19 protein-coding genes are annotated in these 16133 nt (G+C 69.5%); 9 read left to right on the top strand and 10 right to left on the bottom strand.

What is annotated here, in order from left to right; genetic code table 11:
- Positions 1-12: 12 nt before the first annotated feature.
- The gene (gene galU, locus AB4Z18_RS05140) at positions 13-990 is read right to left on the bottom strand and encodes a UTP--glucose-1-phosphate uridylyltransferase GalU (protein WP_441781617.1); all 978 of its coding nucleotides are present in this window, start codon (positions 988-990) and stop codon (positions 13-15) included.
- Between the two features lie 59 nt (positions 991-1049).
- Between galU and AB4Z18_RS05135 the strand changes: the two genes are divergently transcribed.
- Genes AB4Z18_RS05135 through mscL form a run of 3 tightly spaced genes read left to right on the top strand, consistent with a single transcriptional unit; the run spans position 1050 to position 2432 of the window.
- Positions 1050-1634, top strand: a complete 585-nt coding sequence (locus AB4Z18_RS05135) for a 5-formyltetrahydrofolate cyclo-ligase (RefSeq protein ID WP_441781616.1) — start codon at positions 1050-1052, stop codon at positions 1632-1634.
- Between the two features lie 23 nt (positions 1635-1657).
- Positions 1658-1981 (top strand): FmdB family zinc ribbon protein, encoded by a 324-nt coding sequence (locus AB4Z18_RS05130; protein ID WP_441781615.1) that lies wholly within the window; start codon positions 1658-1660, stop codon positions 1979-1981.
- A gap of 13 nt (positions 1982-1994) precedes the next feature.
- Positions 1995-2432, top strand: coding sequence for a large conductance mechanosensitive channel protein MscL (gene mscL, locus AB4Z18_RS05125; protein ID WP_441781614.1), 438 nt, complete (start codon positions 1995-1997; stop codon positions 2430-2432).
- An 85-nt stretch (positions 2433-2517) separates the two neighbouring features.
- Here the strand turns inward: mscL and AB4Z18_RS05120 are convergent, their stop codons facing one another.
- The 7 genes from AB4Z18_RS05120 to AB4Z18_RS05090 form a co-directional block, all read right to left on the bottom strand.
- Entirely contained in the window at positions 2518-2697 is a 180-nt protein-coding gene (locus tag AB4Z18_RS05120) for a hypothetical protein (RefSeq protein WP_441781613.1), read from the bottom strand.
- Positions 2698-2706: 9 nt separating this feature from the next.
- Positions 2707-3135: a type II toxin-antitoxin system PemK/MazF family toxin gene (locus AB4Z18_RS05115; RefSeq protein WP_441781612.1), complete on the bottom strand. Its 429-nt coding sequence runs from the start codon at positions 3133-3135 to the stop codon at positions 2707-2709.
- A complete protein-coding gene (locus tag AB4Z18_RS05110; protein WP_441781611.1) occupies positions 3066-3299 on the bottom strand; it encodes a ribbon-helix-helix domain-containing protein in 234 nt (77 codons plus the stop codon). Before AB4Z18_RS05110 ends, AB4Z18_RS05115 begins: the two co-directional genes overlap by 70 nt.
- Before the next feature lie 33 nt (positions 3300-3332).
- Positions 3333-7088, bottom strand: coding sequence for an AAA family ATPase (locus AB4Z18_RS05105; protein WP_441781610.1), 3756 nt, complete (start codon positions 7086-7088; stop codon positions 3333-3335).
- A 104-nt stretch (positions 7089-7192) separates the two neighbouring features.
- Entirely contained in the window at positions 7193-7723 is a 531-nt protein-coding gene (locus tag AB4Z18_RS05100) for a hypothetical protein (RefSeq protein ID WP_441781609.1), read from the bottom strand.
- Positions 7724-7778: 55 nt separating this feature from the next.
- Entirely contained in the window at positions 7779-9071 is a 1293-nt protein-coding gene (locus AB4Z18_RS05095) for an MFS transporter (RefSeq protein ID WP_441781608.1), read from the bottom strand.
- Positions 9068-9766, bottom strand: a complete 699-nt coding sequence (locus AB4Z18_RS05090) for an ArsR/SmtB family transcription factor (protein WP_441781607.1) — start codon at positions 9764-9766, stop codon at positions 9068-9070. Before AB4Z18_RS05090 ends, AB4Z18_RS05095 begins: the two co-directional genes overlap by 4 nt.
- A gap of 74 nt (positions 9767-9840) precedes the next feature.
- Between AB4Z18_RS05090 and AB4Z18_RS05085 the strand changes: the two genes are divergently transcribed.
- Positions 9841-11289: an MDR family MFS transporter gene (locus AB4Z18_RS05085; RefSeq protein WP_441781606.1), complete on the top strand. Its 1449-nt coding sequence runs from the start codon at positions 9841-9843 to the stop codon at positions 11287-11289.
- A gap of 106 nt (positions 11290-11395) precedes the next feature.
- Here the strand turns inward: AB4Z18_RS05085 and AB4Z18_RS05080 are convergent, their stop codons facing one another.
- Complete coding sequence (locus AB4Z18_RS05080; RefSeq protein WP_441781605.1) at positions 11396-12031, bottom strand: G5 domain-containing protein; 636 nt, start codon at positions 12029-12031, stop codon at positions 11396-11398.
- 257 nt (positions 12032-12288) lie between these two features.
- Here AB4Z18_RS05080 and AB4Z18_RS05075 point away from each other — a divergent pair, with 257 nt between their 5' ends.
- Both AB4Z18_RS05075 and AB4Z18_RS05070 read left to right on the top strand, forming a co-directional pair.
- Positions 12289-13122: a DsbA family protein gene (locus AB4Z18_RS05075; protein WP_441781604.1), complete on the top strand. Its 834-nt coding sequence runs from the start codon at positions 12289-12291 to the stop codon at positions 13120-13122.
- A gap of 162 nt (positions 13123-13284) precedes the next feature.
- Positions 13285-13608, top strand: a complete 324-nt coding sequence (locus AB4Z18_RS05070) for a hypothetical protein (protein ID WP_441781603.1) — start codon at positions 13285-13287, stop codon at positions 13606-13608.
- Positions 13609-13617: 9 nt separating this feature from the next.
- Here AB4Z18_RS05070 and AB4Z18_RS05065 read toward each other — a convergent pair whose 3' ends face one another.
- Positions 13618-14217, bottom strand: coding sequence for a TetR/AcrR family transcriptional regulator (locus tag AB4Z18_RS05065; RefSeq protein WP_441781602.1), 600 nt, complete (start codon positions 14215-14217; stop codon positions 13618-13620).
- A gap of 132 nt (positions 14218-14349) precedes the next feature.
- Between AB4Z18_RS05065 and AB4Z18_RS05060 the strand changes: the two genes are divergently transcribed.
- The 3 genes from AB4Z18_RS05060 to AB4Z18_RS05050 are packed head-to-tail and all read left to right on the top strand — an operon-like array spanning position 14350 to position 16081.
- The gene (locus tag AB4Z18_RS05060) at positions 14350-14946 is read left to right on the top strand and encodes a DUF6230 family protein (RefSeq protein WP_441781601.1); all 597 of its coding nucleotides are present in this window, start codon (positions 14350-14352) and stop codon (positions 14944-14946) included.
- Positions 14937-15386, top strand: coding sequence for a DUF6114 domain-containing protein (locus AB4Z18_RS05055; RefSeq protein WP_441781600.1), 450 nt, complete (start codon positions 14937-14939; stop codon positions 15384-15386). The genes AB4Z18_RS05060 and AB4Z18_RS05055 overlap by 10 nt, the downstream gene beginning before the upstream one ends.
- Positions 15383-16081, top strand: coding sequence for a hypothetical protein (locus AB4Z18_RS05050; RefSeq protein ID WP_441781599.1), 699 nt, complete (start codon positions 15383-15385; stop codon positions 16079-16081). The genes AB4Z18_RS05055 and AB4Z18_RS05050 overlap by 4 nt, the downstream gene beginning before the upstream one ends.
- Positions 16082-16133: the final 52 nt, after the last annotated feature.

Here is a 16133-nt window from a genome sequence, read left to right as displayed (position 1 = left end):
CTTCGGCGGTCGTCAGCGCGACCGGTCGGAGAGCGTCTGGATGGGCCCGGTCGGGTCGGCGGGCATCTGCTCGACGAACTCCGTGGGCGCATCCCCCAGGTCGGCGGCGAACTCGCGCAGCCACGGACGCAGCTCCGGCCCAAGGTCTTCACGATCGGCCGCGAGGCGCACGATCGCCTTGATGTAGTCCAGGCGGTCACCGGTGTCGTAGCGGCGGCCGCGGAAGACCACGCCGTAGACGCCGCCGGTCCAGTCGGGCGCCTCCGCCATCGACTGCAGGGCGTCCGTCAACTGGATCTCTCCGCCGCGACCCGGCTCCGTGCGCTCCAGGACGTCGAAGACCTCCGGGCGCAGCACGTAGCGGCCGATGACGGCGTAGTTGGAGGGCGCGTGCTCCTTGTCCGGCTTCTCGACGAGGCCCGTGATGCGGACGACGTCGTCCTCATCGGTGGCCTCGACGGCAGCGGCGCCGTACAGGTGGATGGAGTCGGGGTCGACCTCGAGGAGCGCGACGACGCTGGCGTGGCGTTCGGACTGCACGGTCAGCATCCGGCTGAGCAGCTCATCCCGCGCGTCGATGATGTCGTCGCCGAGGAGGACGGCGAACGGCACCCGCCCGACGTGCATCTTGGCGCGCAGCACGGCGTGGCCGAGGCCCTTCGGGTCGCCCTGGCGCACGTAGTGCATGTCGGCCAGGGCGGTGGAGTAGTTGACCTTCTCGAGGCGGTCGGTGTCGCCCTTCTTGGTGAGGGTCTCTTCGAGCTCGGCGTTGCGGTCGAAGTGGTTCTCGAGGGCGTTCTTGTTGCGGCCGGTGATCATCAGGACGTCGTGCAGGCCGGCGTCCACCGCCTCCTCGACCACGTACTGGATGGCCGGCTTGTCCACGACCGGAAGCATTTCCTTCGGCATCGCCTTCGTCGCCGGCAGGAACCGGGTTCCGAGGCCGGCTGCGGGGATCACTGCTTTCGTAACGCGGTCGTGATTTGCCATGCCGCCTACAGTATCCGCATTTCGGCGGCGCACAGGATGGCATCTCCTAGGATTGCCTCATGGACCCGGACACTGCCGCTCATCGCAAGCGCGCCCTGCGCGCCGAGCTCCGCGAGCGACGGCAGAACCTCACCAGCACCGAGCGCCAGAGCGCGACCGCCGGCCTCACCCGCAACCTGGTCGACCTCGCGACGGACCTCTCCGCCCGCTCCGTCTCCGCCTACCTGTCCACTCCGATCGAGCCAGACACCCGCCCGTTCCTGAACTGGGCGTACACGCAGGGGATGCGCGTGCTGCTCCCGATCTCGCGTGAGGACGGTCTCCTCGACTGGACCATCGGCGACGGCGAGAGCGAGACCGAAGGCCTCTACGGCCTCCCGGAGGCGATCGGCGAGCTGCTCGGACCGATCGCGATCAACGACGTCGACCTCATCCTCGTCCCGGCCGCCGCCGTCGACGCCAGCGGGATGCGGATGGGCTGGGGCCGCGGCTACTTCGACAAGACCCTCGGCAGCATGGAAAAATGTCCCCCGGTGTACGCCGTCCTGTTCGACGGCGAACTCGTGGACGAGGTGCCGCGCGAGCGTCACGACCAGCCGGTGGACGGTGCGGTCACCCCGACCCGGATCGTCCAGTTCACCTGACTCCCACGCGCAGCGGAAGAAGAATGCCCACCTACTCCTACTCGTGCCGCGACTGCGGCCACGCCTTCGACATCCAGCAAGCCTTCACCGACGACGCCCTCACGGTGTGCCCGAACTGCGGCGGCTCGCTCCGCAAAGTGTTCGGCGCGGTCGGCGTGACGTTCAACGGCTCCGGCTTCTACCGGACGGACTCCCGCGGCGGAGCGAAGGGCGGGGGCTCGTCGGGTTCGTCGGCGGCTAAGCCCGCGTCGACCGGCTCGGCGCCGAGCTCTCCGGCCCCGTCGTCGTCGCCGTCATCATCTCCGTCGTCCCCGTCATCCACCCCGTCCTCCGGTTCGGCAGCGTAGAGAGGGATCACCCGTGCTCAAAGGCTTCAAGGAGTTCATCCTCCGCGGAAACGTCATCGACCTGGCCGTCGCCGTGGTCATCGGCGCGGCGTTCACAGGTGTCGTCACAGCGATCGTGAACAACTTGATCAATCCCCTGATCAGCGCGTTCTTCAAGGCGAGCGATCTGGACAACGCAATGGTCGTGACACTGAATAACTCCGACATCAAGTTCGGGGCGGTGGTTGGCGCGATCATCAACTTCCTGATCGTCGCGGTGGTCGTCTACTTCGTGTTCGTCTACCCCCTCAACCACGTCAAGCAGCGTGCCGAGCGCCTACGTAAGAAGGGCGTGGTGGAGCCCGACAAGCCCGTTACGGAGCTCGACCTCCTATCGGAGATCCGCGACCTCCTCCAGACGCAGCAGGCCCCGCCGCAGGCCGCCGGCAAGCACGCCGACCCGCTCCCGTAGGCGAGCTGCCGTCGAGCGGTGACTCGTTGCGCCTATCGCGCGCGGGTTGCGACATCTTGTCACCACTCGGTGGACTGAAGCCGCCTTACCAGTGCGGCGGCACGTCCTGCCGGAGACGCTCGTCGTTGGACGACCACGAGGGCGTCGCGTCCGTGTCGGCGGCGGCCCCCTCCTCCGCAGGCTCGACGCGCGGCTCGGGGTCGGTCCCGGGCGCGCCGGGACGCTGCACGCGCCTGTGCCGCCGCCTCCCCGGTGTCTCGCTCATCCGTCCAGCCTAGAGCGACAGATGAAATCGCAGAGCGTCATCCACCTGGAACATGACCCACGACGGCGTGTCCCCGAGCTCCCTCACGACACGATCGACCGAGATCGCCCTCATCTGCTCGGGTTGCATTTTCGAAACGACCTGGAGTCCCATGTGCCTCAGGGCGTCTTCGTCATCGACGAGGACCTGAGCCGCGGGATGCACGTGGAGTGTGTTGGACGTGATGGGAACGACGACGAGCGTGCCGATTCGCGCGCTTACCGCGGCTCGGTTGGCACCGATGTTGCTCACAACGACGCAGGGCCGAGTCTTGGCGGCCTCACCGGGGTAAGCAGGATCGAACTGAGCGAGGAGGACGGTTCCGCGCCTCACTCGCTGCTGCCGAGTCCATCGGCCACCGTGGTGTTCCACAGCTTCTGGTCTTCGGACCCTTCCCATTCTTCGAACGCCTGACGATAAGCGTCCTCGTACCGGATCTCACGGAACAGGCGAACCATGTCGTGGATCACCGCGGACCGGTTGCCGTTGCGCTCGGCCGACGCGATTTCATCGAGGTAGGCCACGTCCTCGTCCGACAGGCTGACGCTCAGCTTGGTGGTCATACCGTGATCCTACCAGCGGCTGAGCAGGATGCGTCAGAGCGCCGGCAGCGTGATCGGCGCGGTCTCCGCATCCGGCTCGCCCTTGCCGATGAGCTTGGCGATGCGGCCGGCGACGGCGTCGGGGTCGGCGAACAGCTCGAAGCTGTGCACGCGCAGGTAGTGCCAGCCGAGGCGGCGGAGCACGTCCGGGCGGAGCCGCAGCGACTCACGGAGGCTGCCCTTCGACACATCCTGGTCCGTCTCGACGACCACCGCGCGGCCGCCGTGCGAGGCGACCAGCGTCAGCTTGCCGCGGTAGCCGAAGTGCACGTCGAGGCCGCGGCGCGCGAGGCGCTTGGCGAGGTCGAGCACCATCGGGTCCGCATCCTGGCTCAGGTATTCGGGTGCGGCCGCCTGCAACTGGTCCGCCTCCCCCAGCACCTGCGCGAGGGCGGCGATGCCGTGGCGCATCCGGGTCTCGTCGATGTCCTCCGGCGCGAAGCAGGAGACGATGTCCATGCCGCGGCGCCCGCGGGTCATGCCGACCGCGAGCAGGCGGTCGCCGCCCGGCTCGGCGAGGGCGCCGAAGTTCGACAGCAGCCGGCCGTGCGGGGTGCGGCCGTAGCCGATGGAGAAGATGACGCGGTCTCGGCTCTGCCCGACCGACTGCTCCAGTGTGACGACCGTGAACGGCTCGGCCCGGTCGCCCAGGATGAAGTCGGCGAGCTCGGTGCGCTTCGCGAACGCCGCCAGCACGGCCTGGTTGACCCGCACAGCGTGGCGCTCACTCGCGGTGATCACCATGAGGGATTCGCGCGGCCGCTCGGTCGCGTGCGCCAGCACCAGCTCGACCACCTTCGCCACCTCGGCGTCGGTCGACTCGACCGCTCCCGTGTCGCTGTCCGGCATCCCCTGGCCGCCGCTGACGTAGTGGAGGGCCAGGCTGCCGTGGCCGAGGTACGTTCCGGCCCACGGCAGGGAGTCGATCATCCCGCCGTAGAAGCGGCGGTTGACGAGCTCGGCGAGGTCTTCGCCGCCGGCGCGGTAGCTGCGGCTGAGCGTGTACACCGGGAGCAGTTCGGAGAGGCGGGCGAGCGCGGAGTCCGCGTGCAGCGCATCCACGTCGACGTTCTCGACCGTCGTGCCGTACTCGTGTACGCCGATATCGAACCGCGACGGCGTCTGCGTCACCGGGTCGCCGAACGCGACGACCTGCTTGGCGCGGCGGATGACCGGGACGTTCTCGGCGAGACTGGATGCGCCCGCATCCACCAGCAGCACGGCGTCGAAGGCGACCTCACGACCGATCGTGGGGATCTCGTACGGCGAGATCAGCCACACGGGAGCGAGCGGACGGGCCAGGTGCGGTGCCGCCTCGGTCAGCGTGCTGGCCGTAGGCGCACCGCTCTTCAGCAGACGCTTCAGCGCGGCGGCCTCGTCCGGCCAGTCCACGATGCCGATCTTCCAGGTCTCGGCGAGCATCCACGCGAGCTGCTTGCCGGTGGCGGACGCATGCGCCTCGTCGACCAGCCGGAAGTCGGCCTCCAGCCGGTCGAGCACGCCGGTGTTCGCGTTCAGCAGGGCGCGGTCGGAGGCGAGCAGCGACTCCAGCACCGACTGCCACCAGGCGAGCTCGAGTTCGGCGCTGACCTGCGACTCGGGCACGTGGCGGATCGAGAGGTCCGAGATGAGCGGGTCGAGCTCCAGGTCGCGCAGCTGCGTGAGCAGGGCGGTGCGCTCCTGCAGGTTGGCCAGCACCTCCGACTCGGCGGCGAGGCCGGCGACCTGCCGGACCAGCTCCTCCACGGGCAGCACGGCGAGCGACTGCGGTGTGCCCACGCGGCGCAGCGGGATGTCGAGCCGGGCGAGGTCTTCGGCGACGCGCTGGTACGCGACCTGCACGTCCGCGATGCCGACCGGCACCTCGGGCACGACGCCGGCGACGGCGAAACGGTTCCAGAGGATGCGCTGCTGCTGGATGCGCCGCAGGCTCTCGTTGAGGTCGGTCACATGCACGCCCGGGCGCACGTATTCGAGCGCGTGCTTGCGCAGACGGCGTCGGTTGGCGCTCGACATCGACGGCGACTCTCGGCGGGATGCCGTGGCCGCGATCAGCTCGGTCAGCGAGCGGTCGAAGACCGACGGCGTGAACTTGTCGAGCGTCTCGCGGATGTCGAGGAGCAGCCGCAGGTAGACGCCGAGCTCGGCGATGGAAGCGAACGGCCGCATCCGGGTCTGACCGATCAGGGCCTGCGCACGCTCGATGAGGCGCGGGAGTTCGGCGCGGCTGAGCTTCTTGGCGAGCTCGTGCGCGGCCTTCCCCTCCTCCGTCGTCGTGAAGGATGCGCCATACCAGGGCGAGTCGTTGGGGCCGTACTTGAACTCGCCCAGGCGAGCCGCGCGGATCAGCGCGTCGGCGGATGCCGCCCGGTCACGCGCGAGCAGCTCGATCGCCCGGCGACCGAGGCGCGCCGTGGTCGAGGGAGGCGACGGGAGCAGTGAGAGACGGGAGAGCTCGCGCAGCGCATCCAGCACGGAGACCCGAAGCACGGGGTCGCGACGGGTCAGCGCGGCGCGATAGTCGACCAGCACCTTGCGCAGGCGCACCAGCGCCTCGTCCACGTCGGTGACCTTCGGCTGCGCGGCCTTCTCGTTGCGGCCGATGGACTGGACGAGGTCACGGCGCAGCGTACGCGGCGTGACGGCGAGCCCGGCGAGGCCGACGTGGCTGAGCCGCTGGGCGATGTCGTCGAGGCTGGAGCGACGCGGGCTGACGACGAGCACTCGCTTGTGCTGGCCGACCAGGGCGCCGATCGCGTTGACGATGGTCTGCGTTCCGCCCGTGCCCGGCAGGGTCTTCACGACGAGGGAGTTGCCTGCCGCGACCTGGGCGACCACGTTCTCCTGCGCCTCGTCGGCGTCGAGGAGGAGGGTGTCAGTGGCGGGCGGGCGCTCGTCCTGCCGGATGGGCTCCACCGGGTTGAAGGCGCTCTCGACCGTCGTGCGGGCGCTCGGGTTGCCGGCCAGCGCATCCAGGAGCACCGTGTCGAGGTCGCGGGCTTCCTCGGTCAGCGCCGGGGCGACATCGGCGAACGAGGAGGCGACCAGCCGCGGCTGCACATTGAACCAGGGCAGGTGCGAGGTGAGCCCGCGGAGCCGGTCGATCACCGGCTGCGGCTTGAAGACGCCGTTGCTGACGGCGAGCGCGACGAAGGCGTCGGCATCCAGCGTGATCTGGAACTGCTCGTTGAGCGCCCGGGCGAGTTCCGGGTTGAGGAAGGTGTGGCCCTTCAGCTTCAGCTCGAAGTCGCGGCCGTAGCGGCGGATGGCAAGCGGACGCAGCAGGATCGGCGCGAAGTACTCCTCGGTGCCGTGCCGCCACTGGGCGAGGCCGATCGCGAGGTGCACCGACTCGATGCCGCGCACCGAGCGCAGCTCGATGCCCTTCGTCGTGATCGCGTTGGCCGCCGCGCGCGCGGTGCGCAGCGCCAGTTCGTCGCGGATCAAGCTGGACAGCAGCGTGCTCTGGCCCGTGATGAACTGCGGCAGACCGCCGGGATGCGTCGTGCTCAGCTCGATGCGCGTGCGCGGGCTGTCCTCGAAGTGGAGCAGCGGGGAGTCGCCGCCGATGGCCGCGATCTCGTCGCGCCAGCGCTTCCAGACCGGCTCGGCGATGTTGCCGGCGACGAGCCCCGGATCGCCCAGGCTGAGGGTGTGTGGAGCGGTCGACGTGCGCGGATTCAGGGCATCGTCGTCTGCGATGTCCGACGTCGCGTCGTCATCCTCGGTTTTCCTGTCCAGTCGCCACACACCGACACCCTACGTTCACATCCGCGCAATCACCGGGAACCCGGGCGGGTTTCGCGGCAATATCACGCGTGGAATGTCGGCAGAGCGAATGTGGGGCCCGCGCGTCAGCGCGACGGCGTGGGCGTCGGCGTCGGCGTGGACGTCTCCGGTGACGGGGTCAGCGTCCCGTACGGCACCAGCGCACCGGTGACCACCGGCACCTGCAGCCCGACCGACTCGCCCCCGCTCGTGACGGTCACCGTCGTCAGGGAGCCCGGCGCCGCATCCAGCCCGGTCACGAGGCTCTCCTCGGTCGGCGGACTCCCGATGCGGCGGGTGGCACGCGGGTCGAGTGAGAGCTTGATGCTCTGCCCGCTGGTGGGCACGATCTCGACCTGCTGCGTGTCCGAGCTCTCGTTGACGAGGGTGACGACGAGATTGGCGGAGTCACCTTCACCGCTCACCAGCACCGCGTTGCCGACGAACACCTCCCCGACCATCGCACTCACGCCGACGCTCGCCTCTTCGATGTAGAGGGTGTCCTGCGGGGCGAAGAGGTCGCAGGCGGTCAGTCCGGTCAACGCGGCGGCGGCGACGGCGGCCGCTGCGGCCGTGCGACGGAACAGCCGGATGCGGAGCAGCGGGGTGCGGGACATCATCAACCACCTCCGGAGGACCACGGTGGCAGCACCCTAGCGCCCGGAGGGGCCGCTAGGTAAGACGTGTCCTGTCGCGCAGGGCCACGATCCCGATCACACCGCACAAGAGATAGAGGGACGCCTGCACGTCGAGGATCGGCACGATGTCGCCCGAGTCGGCGAGCAGGCCGCCGACGAGCAGGCCGATCGCCTGGGCCGCGCCGTCCACCGTCGTGATCGCCGCGATCACCCGTCCGAGCGCACGCGGCGGCACCGACTTCTGCACCAGGGTGATCTCGCCCGTCGCCGTCGTGACGCCCGGGATGCCCATGGCGATGAACAGTCCCGCGTAGACCCACAGCGCCGTGGTGAACGGCGCGAGGTTCCAGGTGAGCAGGGACAGCATCCCGAACAGCAGGTACCCGCCGCCGATCATCGAGCGCGGGCCGAAGCGGCGCGCCAGCAGACCGGCGACGAGGCCGCCGAGCACTCCGCCGATCGCCTGGACGCCGCGGATGATGCCCGCTCCCGTATCCCCCGCGCCCAGGTTCTGCGTCACGTAGACGAGGAAGAGGACGAGGAAGAGGCCCTGCGCCACCCCGCCGAGACCGGCGATGAGCGCGATGGTGCGCAGGGTCGCCGAGCGGGCGATGAGGGCCAGGCCCTCCGTCCATTCGCGCAGGATGCGGCGCTCGGCCTTCGCGGTCGGTTCCTTGGCCGGGCCGCTCTCGCCGTCGGCTTCAGCACCGGCCGCCGCCGTCTCGGTCACCGCGAGGGGATGCGGCCGCACGAACGCGACCAGGCCCGCCGTCACCAGGTACGAGGCCGCGTCCGCGATCACCACCCCCGGCAGCCCCCAGAGTGCGAAGCTCAAGCCGCCGAGCGGCGAACCGACCAACCGCGCCAGGTTGTCGCTCACCGCGATGAGGGCGTTGCCGCGTGCGAGCTGGTCTGCCCCTACCAGTCTCGGGATCATCGCCTGCCGTGCCGGATTGATGATCGCCCCGAGCACCGCCTCCACCGCCGCGACGGCGTAGACGATGCCCATCCGGTCGGCGCTCGCCGCGAGCAGCGGCAGCAGCAGCACGCCCTGCAGCAGGGCGACGATCACGATCGTGCGGCGGTGATCCCAGCGGTCCACCAGCACGCCGAGGAAGCTGCCCACGAGGAGCATCGGTACGAGTTCCACCAGGAAGACGGTCGACGCGCCGAGGGCCGACCCGGTCGCCGACAGTGCGAACAGCGGCAGGGCGATCATGAGCAGCCAGTCGCCGGTGTCCGAGACGAGGCCGGCGGTCCAGACGAGCGCGAAGTCGCGACGGAACAGCGGCGAGCGCGAACGGCTCGGGGATTCGGTGGCGGTCATGAGCGGTCCTCGGCGTCCGGCTGCGCGATCGCCTGAGCGGCCGCGAGGGCGTCGGGATGCCGGAACGCGTTAAGATGCAGCGCGACGACGTCGCTCCCCTCGGGCGGGTCTGCGCGCGTCAGAGAGATGTACGGGCGGATCAGCGCATCCAGCTTCTCCCCCAGCTCGCGGAGTTCGGCGGGCGTCACCCGGAGCGCGTACCCGCTGAGCATGCTCGCGTCGCGCCACTCGACCGGCTGCTCGTCGCGCTGGGCGATGGCCCGGTGCACCAGCGCGCCCTCGTCGTCGACCTGCCGGTCGGCGAGAGCACGCTCGACGGTGTCGGTGCCGAAGCTGTACTCGGGGTCCTCCGTGCGACCCAGACTGAGCCCGGTGGAGGCGGACCGCCAGGGGCGCTCGCGGCCGTCCTCCGCCTCCGCCGCCTCGACCAGCCCGACGCGGGCGAGGGCCCGCAGGTGGTAGCTGCAGTTCGAGGGGGTCGAGCCGACGACCGCGGCGCATTCGCTCGCGGTGCGCGGACCGAACGACATCAGGTGGTCGAGCAGCGCGATGCGGAGGGGATGCGCGAGCGCACGGAGGGCGCGCGGGTCGGTGACCGTCGTGCGGCGCTCCTGGCGGGGAGCCGGCGCCGCCGCGTCCGCTGCGGCACTCGCAGCCGCACTCGCAGCCGCATCCTCGTCCGATATGAAAGACATGTTTCAGATTCTCGCGCGACTCTTCTTTCACGTCAAGTGGGAATGCCCGCACCCTCGACACGTTGTTGATGGATATGAACGAACCCACCCGAGCGAGTGTCGGCTTCCGCTCCGAGCGCGGTCCCATCCTGATCGCCCTGATGCTGACGACGGGGCTCGTGGCCATCGACTCCACGATCCTGGCGACGGCCGTGCCCTCGATCGTGCAGGACCTCGGCGGGTTCGCCCAGTTCCCGTGGCTGTTCTCGGTGTACCTCCTGGCGACGGCCGTGTCGGTCCCCGTCTACGCGAAGCTGTCCGACACCGTCGGCCGCAAGCCGATCGTGCTGATCGGGATCGCGCTGTTCCTGATCGGTTCCGTCCTCTGCGGATTCGCCTGGAGCATGCCCGCCCTCATCGCGTTCCGCGCCCTGCAGGGCCTCGGCGCCGGCGCCATCCAGCCCATGTCGATGACCATCGCCGGCGACATCTACACCGTCGCCGAGCGCGCCAAGACGCAGGGCTACCTCGCGAGTGTGTGGGCGATCTCCTCCGTCGTCGGACCGACGCTCGGTGGCGTGTTCTCGCAGTTCCTGTCGTGGCGGTGGATCTTCTTCGTCAACGTGCCGCTGTGCATCCTGGCCGGGTGGATGCTGATCCGCGCCTTCCACGAGAGCATCGAGCGCCGCAAGCACCGCATCGACTACGCGGGAGCTGCGCTCCTGACCGGCGGGATGACCCTTCTCATCCTGGCGGTGCTCGAGGGCGGCCAGGCGTGGGCGTGGAACTCGGTGTGGAGCATCGGCGCCTTCGCGCTCGGCGCGCTGCTACTGGTCGCCTTCGTCCTGGTGGAGCGCCGGGCCGCCGAACCCGTGCTGCCGCTGTGGGTGTTCTCCCGGCGGCTGCTCGTCACCACGACCCTGATCTCGCTCGGCGTCGGCGCCATCCTGATCGGCCTCACCTCGTTCGTGCCGACCTATCTGGAGGGCACGATCGGCGTCGCACCCATCGTGTCCGGCCTCGCGGTCGCCGCGCTGACCCTGGGCTGGCCTATCGCGGCCAGCCTCTCCGGCCGCTTCTACCTGCGCATCGGTTTCCGGAACACCGCGATCCTCGGGATGGGGATCGCGATCGTCGGCGCCGTCGCGCTCGCCGCGACCTCCGTCGCACCCTCGGTGCTGCTGGTCGCGGTCAGCTGCTTCGTCGTCGGCCTCGGGATGGGCCTCATCGCCACCCCGACCCTGATCGCGGCGCAGTCGAGCGTGCCGTGGCACGAGCGCGGTGTTGTCACGGGCAGCAACATGTTCGCCCGTTCGATCGGCAGCGCCGTGGGCGTCGCCGTGTTCGGCGCGATCGCCAACGCGATCATCGGCGCGTCGGCGGGCGGCGCGCATGCGGCCGCGACCATCCAGCAGGCGTCGACCGCGGTCTTCGTCTCCGTGGCGATCGCCGCGGTGCTGACCATCGTGGCCGGCCTGGCGATGCCGCGCTCCCGGGTGGAGGACGTCGAGTTCGACCGCACCGCTCCCGCTGCGGCCGACTAGCGCGCACTCGCCCTTTTCCCGACTCTCGCGGCATCTAATGGTCGCAACACGCCGTCACGGCGATGCGCCTAACGGCGTGTTGGGACCACTGGATGGGGCGCGACGGTCAGCCGTCGCAGCCGATGCCGTCGCCGTCCCGGTCGAGGCCGTAGATGTCACTGCCGACGACGCGGACCGGGCCTTGGACGTAGGCGGGGCCGTTACCGCTCCCGCCGGCGCAGTCGACATCGCTGGCGATCGGCACGCAGGCGTCCGCATAGTTGGGGTCGCAACCCGCTTGAGCCGGCGGCGCCTGGACCGGCGCTGGAGCCGGAGGTGGCGGAGGCGGAGGCGGCTGGCGCGTTCCGACACTGGTCACCTGGTCGACCGGCGCCTGAGTCACAGCCTCCGATACCAGCGACCGAGAGCTCTCCTTACCGTTGACGTAGATCACCTTGTACGTCCGAGTGGTCACACCGTTCTGGCCGGTTGTGGTGACGGCGCTCGTTCCGACATCCCTCGCTGGATCATCGACGTTGGTGCTGGCGAAGGGGACGGCGACATCCTCGGTGACCTCGCGCACGTCGACGCTGGAGGTCGGTTCCGTCGTCGGGGTCTCGTTGGCCTCCGCTACAGAGCTCGCGGACAACGGCTCCGCCGGGGAGCCGGAGTGCGATGCAGCGTTCGCCGCCATACCCACTCCCACGAGCAGGAGGGCGCCGACCCCAGCCGTCACCCACACTGTCTGACTGCGCTTCGTCACCGGAACCCTTCGCTCGCTTGGACGCGAGTATGAAGTGAGCGAAGCTCAGCGACAAGCCACCTCAACAGGGGGTGCGGCGGCGGAAGGCGGACTCCCCGGGTACGGCACGCGGTACAGGGCCTTCAAAGCAAAGTCCCCCTACGATCAGGTGAGAACTGTCAATTGTCGATGGGATGAGCTGAATGTCAAGTGGCCGGGGAACTTCGGGTCCGACCAAACGCGACCGCCGCGAAGAGGCACGCGAGACCGCCAGGAAGATGCGCGAGGAGGCCGCCAAGAAGGCCAAACGTCGCAAGGTGGTCGTTCAGAGCTCGGTCATCGTCGGCATCGTCGCAGTGCTCGCGATCATCGCCGTGTTCATCTTCACCGGCATCGGTGGGGCCGGTGGCGGCGCGGCCAACCCGAAGAACATGGCGAGCGGCGGCATCGTGCTCACCTCTCCGACCAAAGCGGTGACGACGCCCGCCATCGCGAACGGCGCGAAGCCCACGCCGACGAAGATGAAGCTCGACGGCAAGATCGCGCACATCCAGATCTGGCTCGACTACCAGTGCCCCTTCTGCAACCAGTTCGAGACCACGAACGACGACCAGATCAAGCAGTGGTTGAGCGAGGGATCGGCGACGCTGGAGACCCACCCGGTCGCGATCCTCGACAGCAGCAAGAACAACCAGTACTCGACGCGCGCCGCCGGTGCCGCATCCTGCGTGGCGAACTCGGAGCCGGACAAGTTCTTCGACATCAACTCGGCCCTCTTCGCCAACCAGCCGGATGAGCAGACCGGCAGCGGTCTCACCAACGCCGAGATCCTCAAGGTGTTCAAGGATGCGGGCGTCGAGTCCAAAGCGATCACCGACTGCGTGAACAACGAGACTTTCTCGTCGTTCGCGACGCGGATGACACAGGAAGCGACGGCCAACTCGCAGCTGAAGAACCCGACCAGCGGCGGTTTCGGCACCCCGACCGTGTTCGTCAACGGCGAGCGCTACCAGGGCGGCTTCACCGACGCGGCGCAGTTCGCGGCGTTCAAGGATGCGGCCGTCAAGGACGCAGGCAGCGGAAAAACGATCACCTTCCCGACCGCCAACTGACCTCCAACCCACCCACTCCAACCGGCCCCACCGTCGAGTCCGCAGAGTTTGCACACCGCTTCGGCGTGTCGCGTGCAAACATCGCGGACTTGACGGTGGGGCCGTTGCGTTGGAGGTGTAGGTTCCGAAGCGAAGCCAGTGAGAAGTGAGAGGGGCGAACGCATGGAACGCATTCCGGACGACGGCGTCGACGACGTCGAGGTCGGCGAGTCCGACGCCGGCGAGACTCCCGGCTGGTCCGACCCGGCCGACGGGGACGTGGACTACGCGCTCAACGACCCCGAAGCCGAGGCCAATTTCGCCGACGAGCTGGTCACGAACGACGCGGTCGCCGGCGAGACCATCTGGTCCGGCCCGGGCGACGGCAACGACGGCCCGACCGGCGGCCAGGCCCGCGAGGCCGAGCCCGAGTACGACGAGCACGGCGGCGACGACGTGGATGCGGGCGTGCTGACCGAAGAGGACGTCGAGGAAGAGGGCATCTAGCCCGCGCTGCTAATCCGCGGGCGCGCCCAGCGCATCCACGACCCCGCGGGCGCTGCGCTCGAGGAAGCCGACGATCTCCTCCGACGCCAGTTCGGTGCCGATCGCGCTCTCGACGAGCGCCTCCTCAGCGAAGGCGACCCACGAGCGGAGGGCGATCCGCAGCATCGGCGTGTCCGCCACCCCGAGTTCGAGGAACACGGCGATCACCCGCTCGGCCTGCTCGGCGCGCGCCTCCTCCACCACCTGCCGCACCTCCGTGTCACCGGAGGCGACGCCGCGGACCAGCGAGTAGAACGTGCCGCTGTGCTCGCGCACGAACGCGACGATCCGCGTCAGCGTGTCGTGCAGGCGGTCGAGCGGCGCGAGACCGGGGACCGGCTCCGTCGCGTGCAGCATGCTGTCGCGCGCCGTGCGGACCACCTCTCGGTGAAGCCCCTGCTTCGACCCGAAGTAGTGGAACAGGAGCCCCCGCGAGACGCCCGCGCGCGCCGACAACTCCTCGATGGAGAGCTCGTCCAGCGGGTTGTCCGCGAGGAACGCCACCCCGAGCGCCACCAGCTGCGCCCGGCGCTCGTCCGGCGTGAGCCGCGTCCGCCGGTCCGTCTCCATCTTCCGAGCCTAACCGCCGGGCCGCTGCGCCAGAGGTGCCGCCTCGACTATTGACACGGTGTCAATAACGTCTAAGCTCGCACCTGGACCTGACTGCGCTGAGGCTGTCAAGTCCCCCGAACAGGAGGATCGATGAAGTTCCGAAAGCTCGCCGGGTCGCACGCCGGACGGATCGTGCTCGCCGCGGTCCCCGTCGCACTCGTCTCCACCGTGCTCATGACCGGCGTGGCGCAGGGCGCCGTCCCGGTCTCGTTCGCGGTGTCCGGCAGCCAGTTCCAGATCAGCGCGTCGAAGCTCGACGGCACCGGCTTCTCGCAGTACGCGGGCGTGGCGCCCGACACCGCAGGCGTCCAGCACCAGGTCGCGATCGCCAACATCAAGTCCGCCACCCTCGCCGACCTCTGCCAGGCCGTCGTCACCGACACCCCGCTCGGCAAGGTCGGGATGCTGATCACCGCGGGCGGCGGCGGAACCCCGGCGTCCGCCTCCGACCTCCAGATCGGGATGACGGACCTCAAGGGCGACTCCGAGTTCCACAACATCCGCATCGGCGTCGATGCCTCCACGGTGAACACCACCGCCAAGGGTTCCGCCGGCGACTTCGCTCAGGATGCGGACGCGGTCACGATCACGGGTCTCCAGCAGACCGCGTGGAGCACCCAGGCGTCCGTCTTCACGCTCAGCGGCATGCACGTGCAGCTGACGGACGGCTCGAAGGGATGCTTCTGATCGTGGATCGCTTCCGCGCCTGGCGCCGTGGTCGCCCGTTCGTCGGCGGCGTCCTGACCGCGCTGGGCGGCATCGAGATGTTCTTCTCGGGCCAGCTCGACATCGGGAAGATCCACGTCCAGCTCGGCATCGAGGGGCTCCAGGCGACGATCATCCCGATCCTGCTGGTGCTGCTCGGCATCCTCGTGATCGCGATGCCCGCGCACCGCATCTTCTACGGCGTGATCGCGCTGGCCGTCGCGGTGTATTCGCTCGTCGGCGTCAACCTGGGCGGCTTCTTCATCGGGATGCTGCTGAGCAGCGTGGGCGGCATCCTGACCGTGGCGTGGATGCCGAAGAAGGACGTCGTGGAGGTGGATGCGGCCGAGCCCGCCGCGGAAACGACCGACGCTGGTCCGGTCGGACCGGCGACCGCCTCGACCGAGGGCACGACCGCATGAGGCGACCGAAGTCGGGGATCGTCGCCGGCGCCCTCGTCGCCTGTATCGCCGCCGCCTTGGCGGGCCTCGGCGCGGCCCGCGTCCCGACGGCAGCGCCGGCCGCACTCTGCATCCCGATCATCATGCCGTGCAGCACGCCCACACCGACGCCCGGCTCGACCGGCCCCGGCGCGCCCGGCGTCCCGTCGCTGCCGCTTCCCACGGCCTCCGCGACCCCGGGCGCACCCGCGCCCTCCGCGACTCCGACCGCTCCCCCGACCCCCGCCGGCCCGGACGCGACAGCCCCCGTCTTCACGCAACCGCCCGCGCAGCTCGGCAGCCAGTCCCTCTCCTTCTCAGGACTGAAGGGGATCAGCGTCGTCACCGTCCCACTCGCTGACGGCAGCCGCATCCCGGTGCTCAAGATCTCGGCCGACAGCATCACCATCGACGGTTTCAGCCTGACCGTGCGCAAGGACACCGGCCCGAAACTCGCGACGACGGCCGACCAGATGGCCTTGCGCGGCAACGTCCAGGTCTACGTGGATTCCGTGACCGCGACCGGCCCGGACGGCAAGTCCTTCACGCTCGGCGCCGCCACCCCGCCCCCGGCCGACGGCCTGCCGCCGCAACTGCTGCGCGTGACCCTCGGGCTCGTCGGAGTGACCGCTGACAGCATCCACTTCACCAACCCGCATCAGCACCTGACGGAGTAGCGGCCTACCCCGATCGATGGGTCGCAACGCGCCTCTCGCCCGGGTGGATCAC

Origin of the sequence: Leifsonia sp. 2TAF2 (assembly GCF_052115085.1) — a bacterium.
Taxonomy (GTDB): Bacteria; Actinomycetota; Actinomycetes; order Actinomycetales; family Microbacteriaceae; genus Leifsonia.
Note: the sequence above shows the minus strand (reverse complement) of the source record. Positions and strands in the feature narration are given on the sequence as shown.

Coding starts and splice junctions, on each gene's coding strand:
- galU (WP_441781617.1), bottom strand. CDS start 990: ATGGCAAATCACGACCGCGTTACGAAAGCAGTGATCCCCGCAGCCGGC.
- AB4Z18_RS05135 (WP_441781616.1), top strand. CDS start 1,050: ATGGACCCGGACACTGCCGCTCATCGCAAGCGCGCCCTGCGCGCCGAG.
- AB4Z18_RS05130 (WP_441781615.1), top strand. CDS start 1,658: ATGCCCACCTACTCCTACTCGTGCCGCGACTGCGGCCACGCCTTCGAC.
- AB4Z18_RS05120 (WP_441781613.1), bottom strand. CDS start 2,697: ATGAGCGAGACACCGGGGAGGCGGCGGCACAGGCGCGTGCAGCGTCCC.
- AB4Z18_RS05115 (WP_441781612.1), bottom strand. CDS start 3,135: ATGGGAAGGGTCCGAAGACCAGAAGCTGTGGAACACCACGGTGGCCGA.
- AB4Z18_RS05110 (WP_441781611.1), bottom strand. CDS start 3,299: ATGACCACCAAGCTGAGCGTCAGCCTGTCGGACGAGGACGTGGCCTAC.
- AB4Z18_RS05100 (WP_441781609.1), bottom strand. CDS start 7,723: ATGTCCCGCACCCCGCTGCTCCGCATCCGGCTGTTCCGTCGCACGGCC.
- AB4Z18_RS05095 (WP_441781608.1), bottom strand. CDS start 9,071: ATGACCGCCACCGAATCCCCGAGCCGTTCGCGCTCGCCGCTGTTCCGT.
- AB4Z18_RS05090 (WP_441781607.1), bottom strand. CDS start 9,766: ATGTCTTTCATATCGGACGAGGATGCGGCTGCGAGTGCGGCTGCGAGT.
- AB4Z18_RS05085 (WP_441781606.1), top strand. CDS start 9,841: ATGAACGAACCCACCCGAGCGAGTGTCGGCTTCCGCTCCGAGCGCGGT.
- AB4Z18_RS05075 (WP_441781604.1), top strand. CDS start 12,289: ATGCGCGAGGAGGCCGCCAAGAAGGCCAAACGTCGCAAGGTGGTCGTT.
- AB4Z18_RS05070 (WP_441781603.1), top strand. CDS start 13,285: ATGGAACGCATTCCGGACGACGGCGTCGACGACGTCGAGGTCGGCGAG.
- AB4Z18_RS05065 (WP_441781602.1), bottom strand. CDS start 14,217: ATGGAGACGGACCGGCGGACGCGGCTCACGCCGGACGAGCGCCGGGCG.
- AB4Z18_RS05060 (WP_441781601.1), top strand. CDS start 14,350: ATGAAGTTCCGAAAGCTCGCCGGGTCGCACGCCGGACGGATCGTGCTC.
- AB4Z18_RS05055 (WP_441781600.1), top strand. CDS start 14,937: ATGCTTCTGATCGTGGATCGCTTCCGCGCCTGGCGCCGTGGTCGCCCG.
- AB4Z18_RS05050 (WP_441781599.1), top strand. CDS start 15,383: ATGAGGCGACCGAAGTCGGGGATCGTCGCCGGCGCCCTCGTCGCCTGT.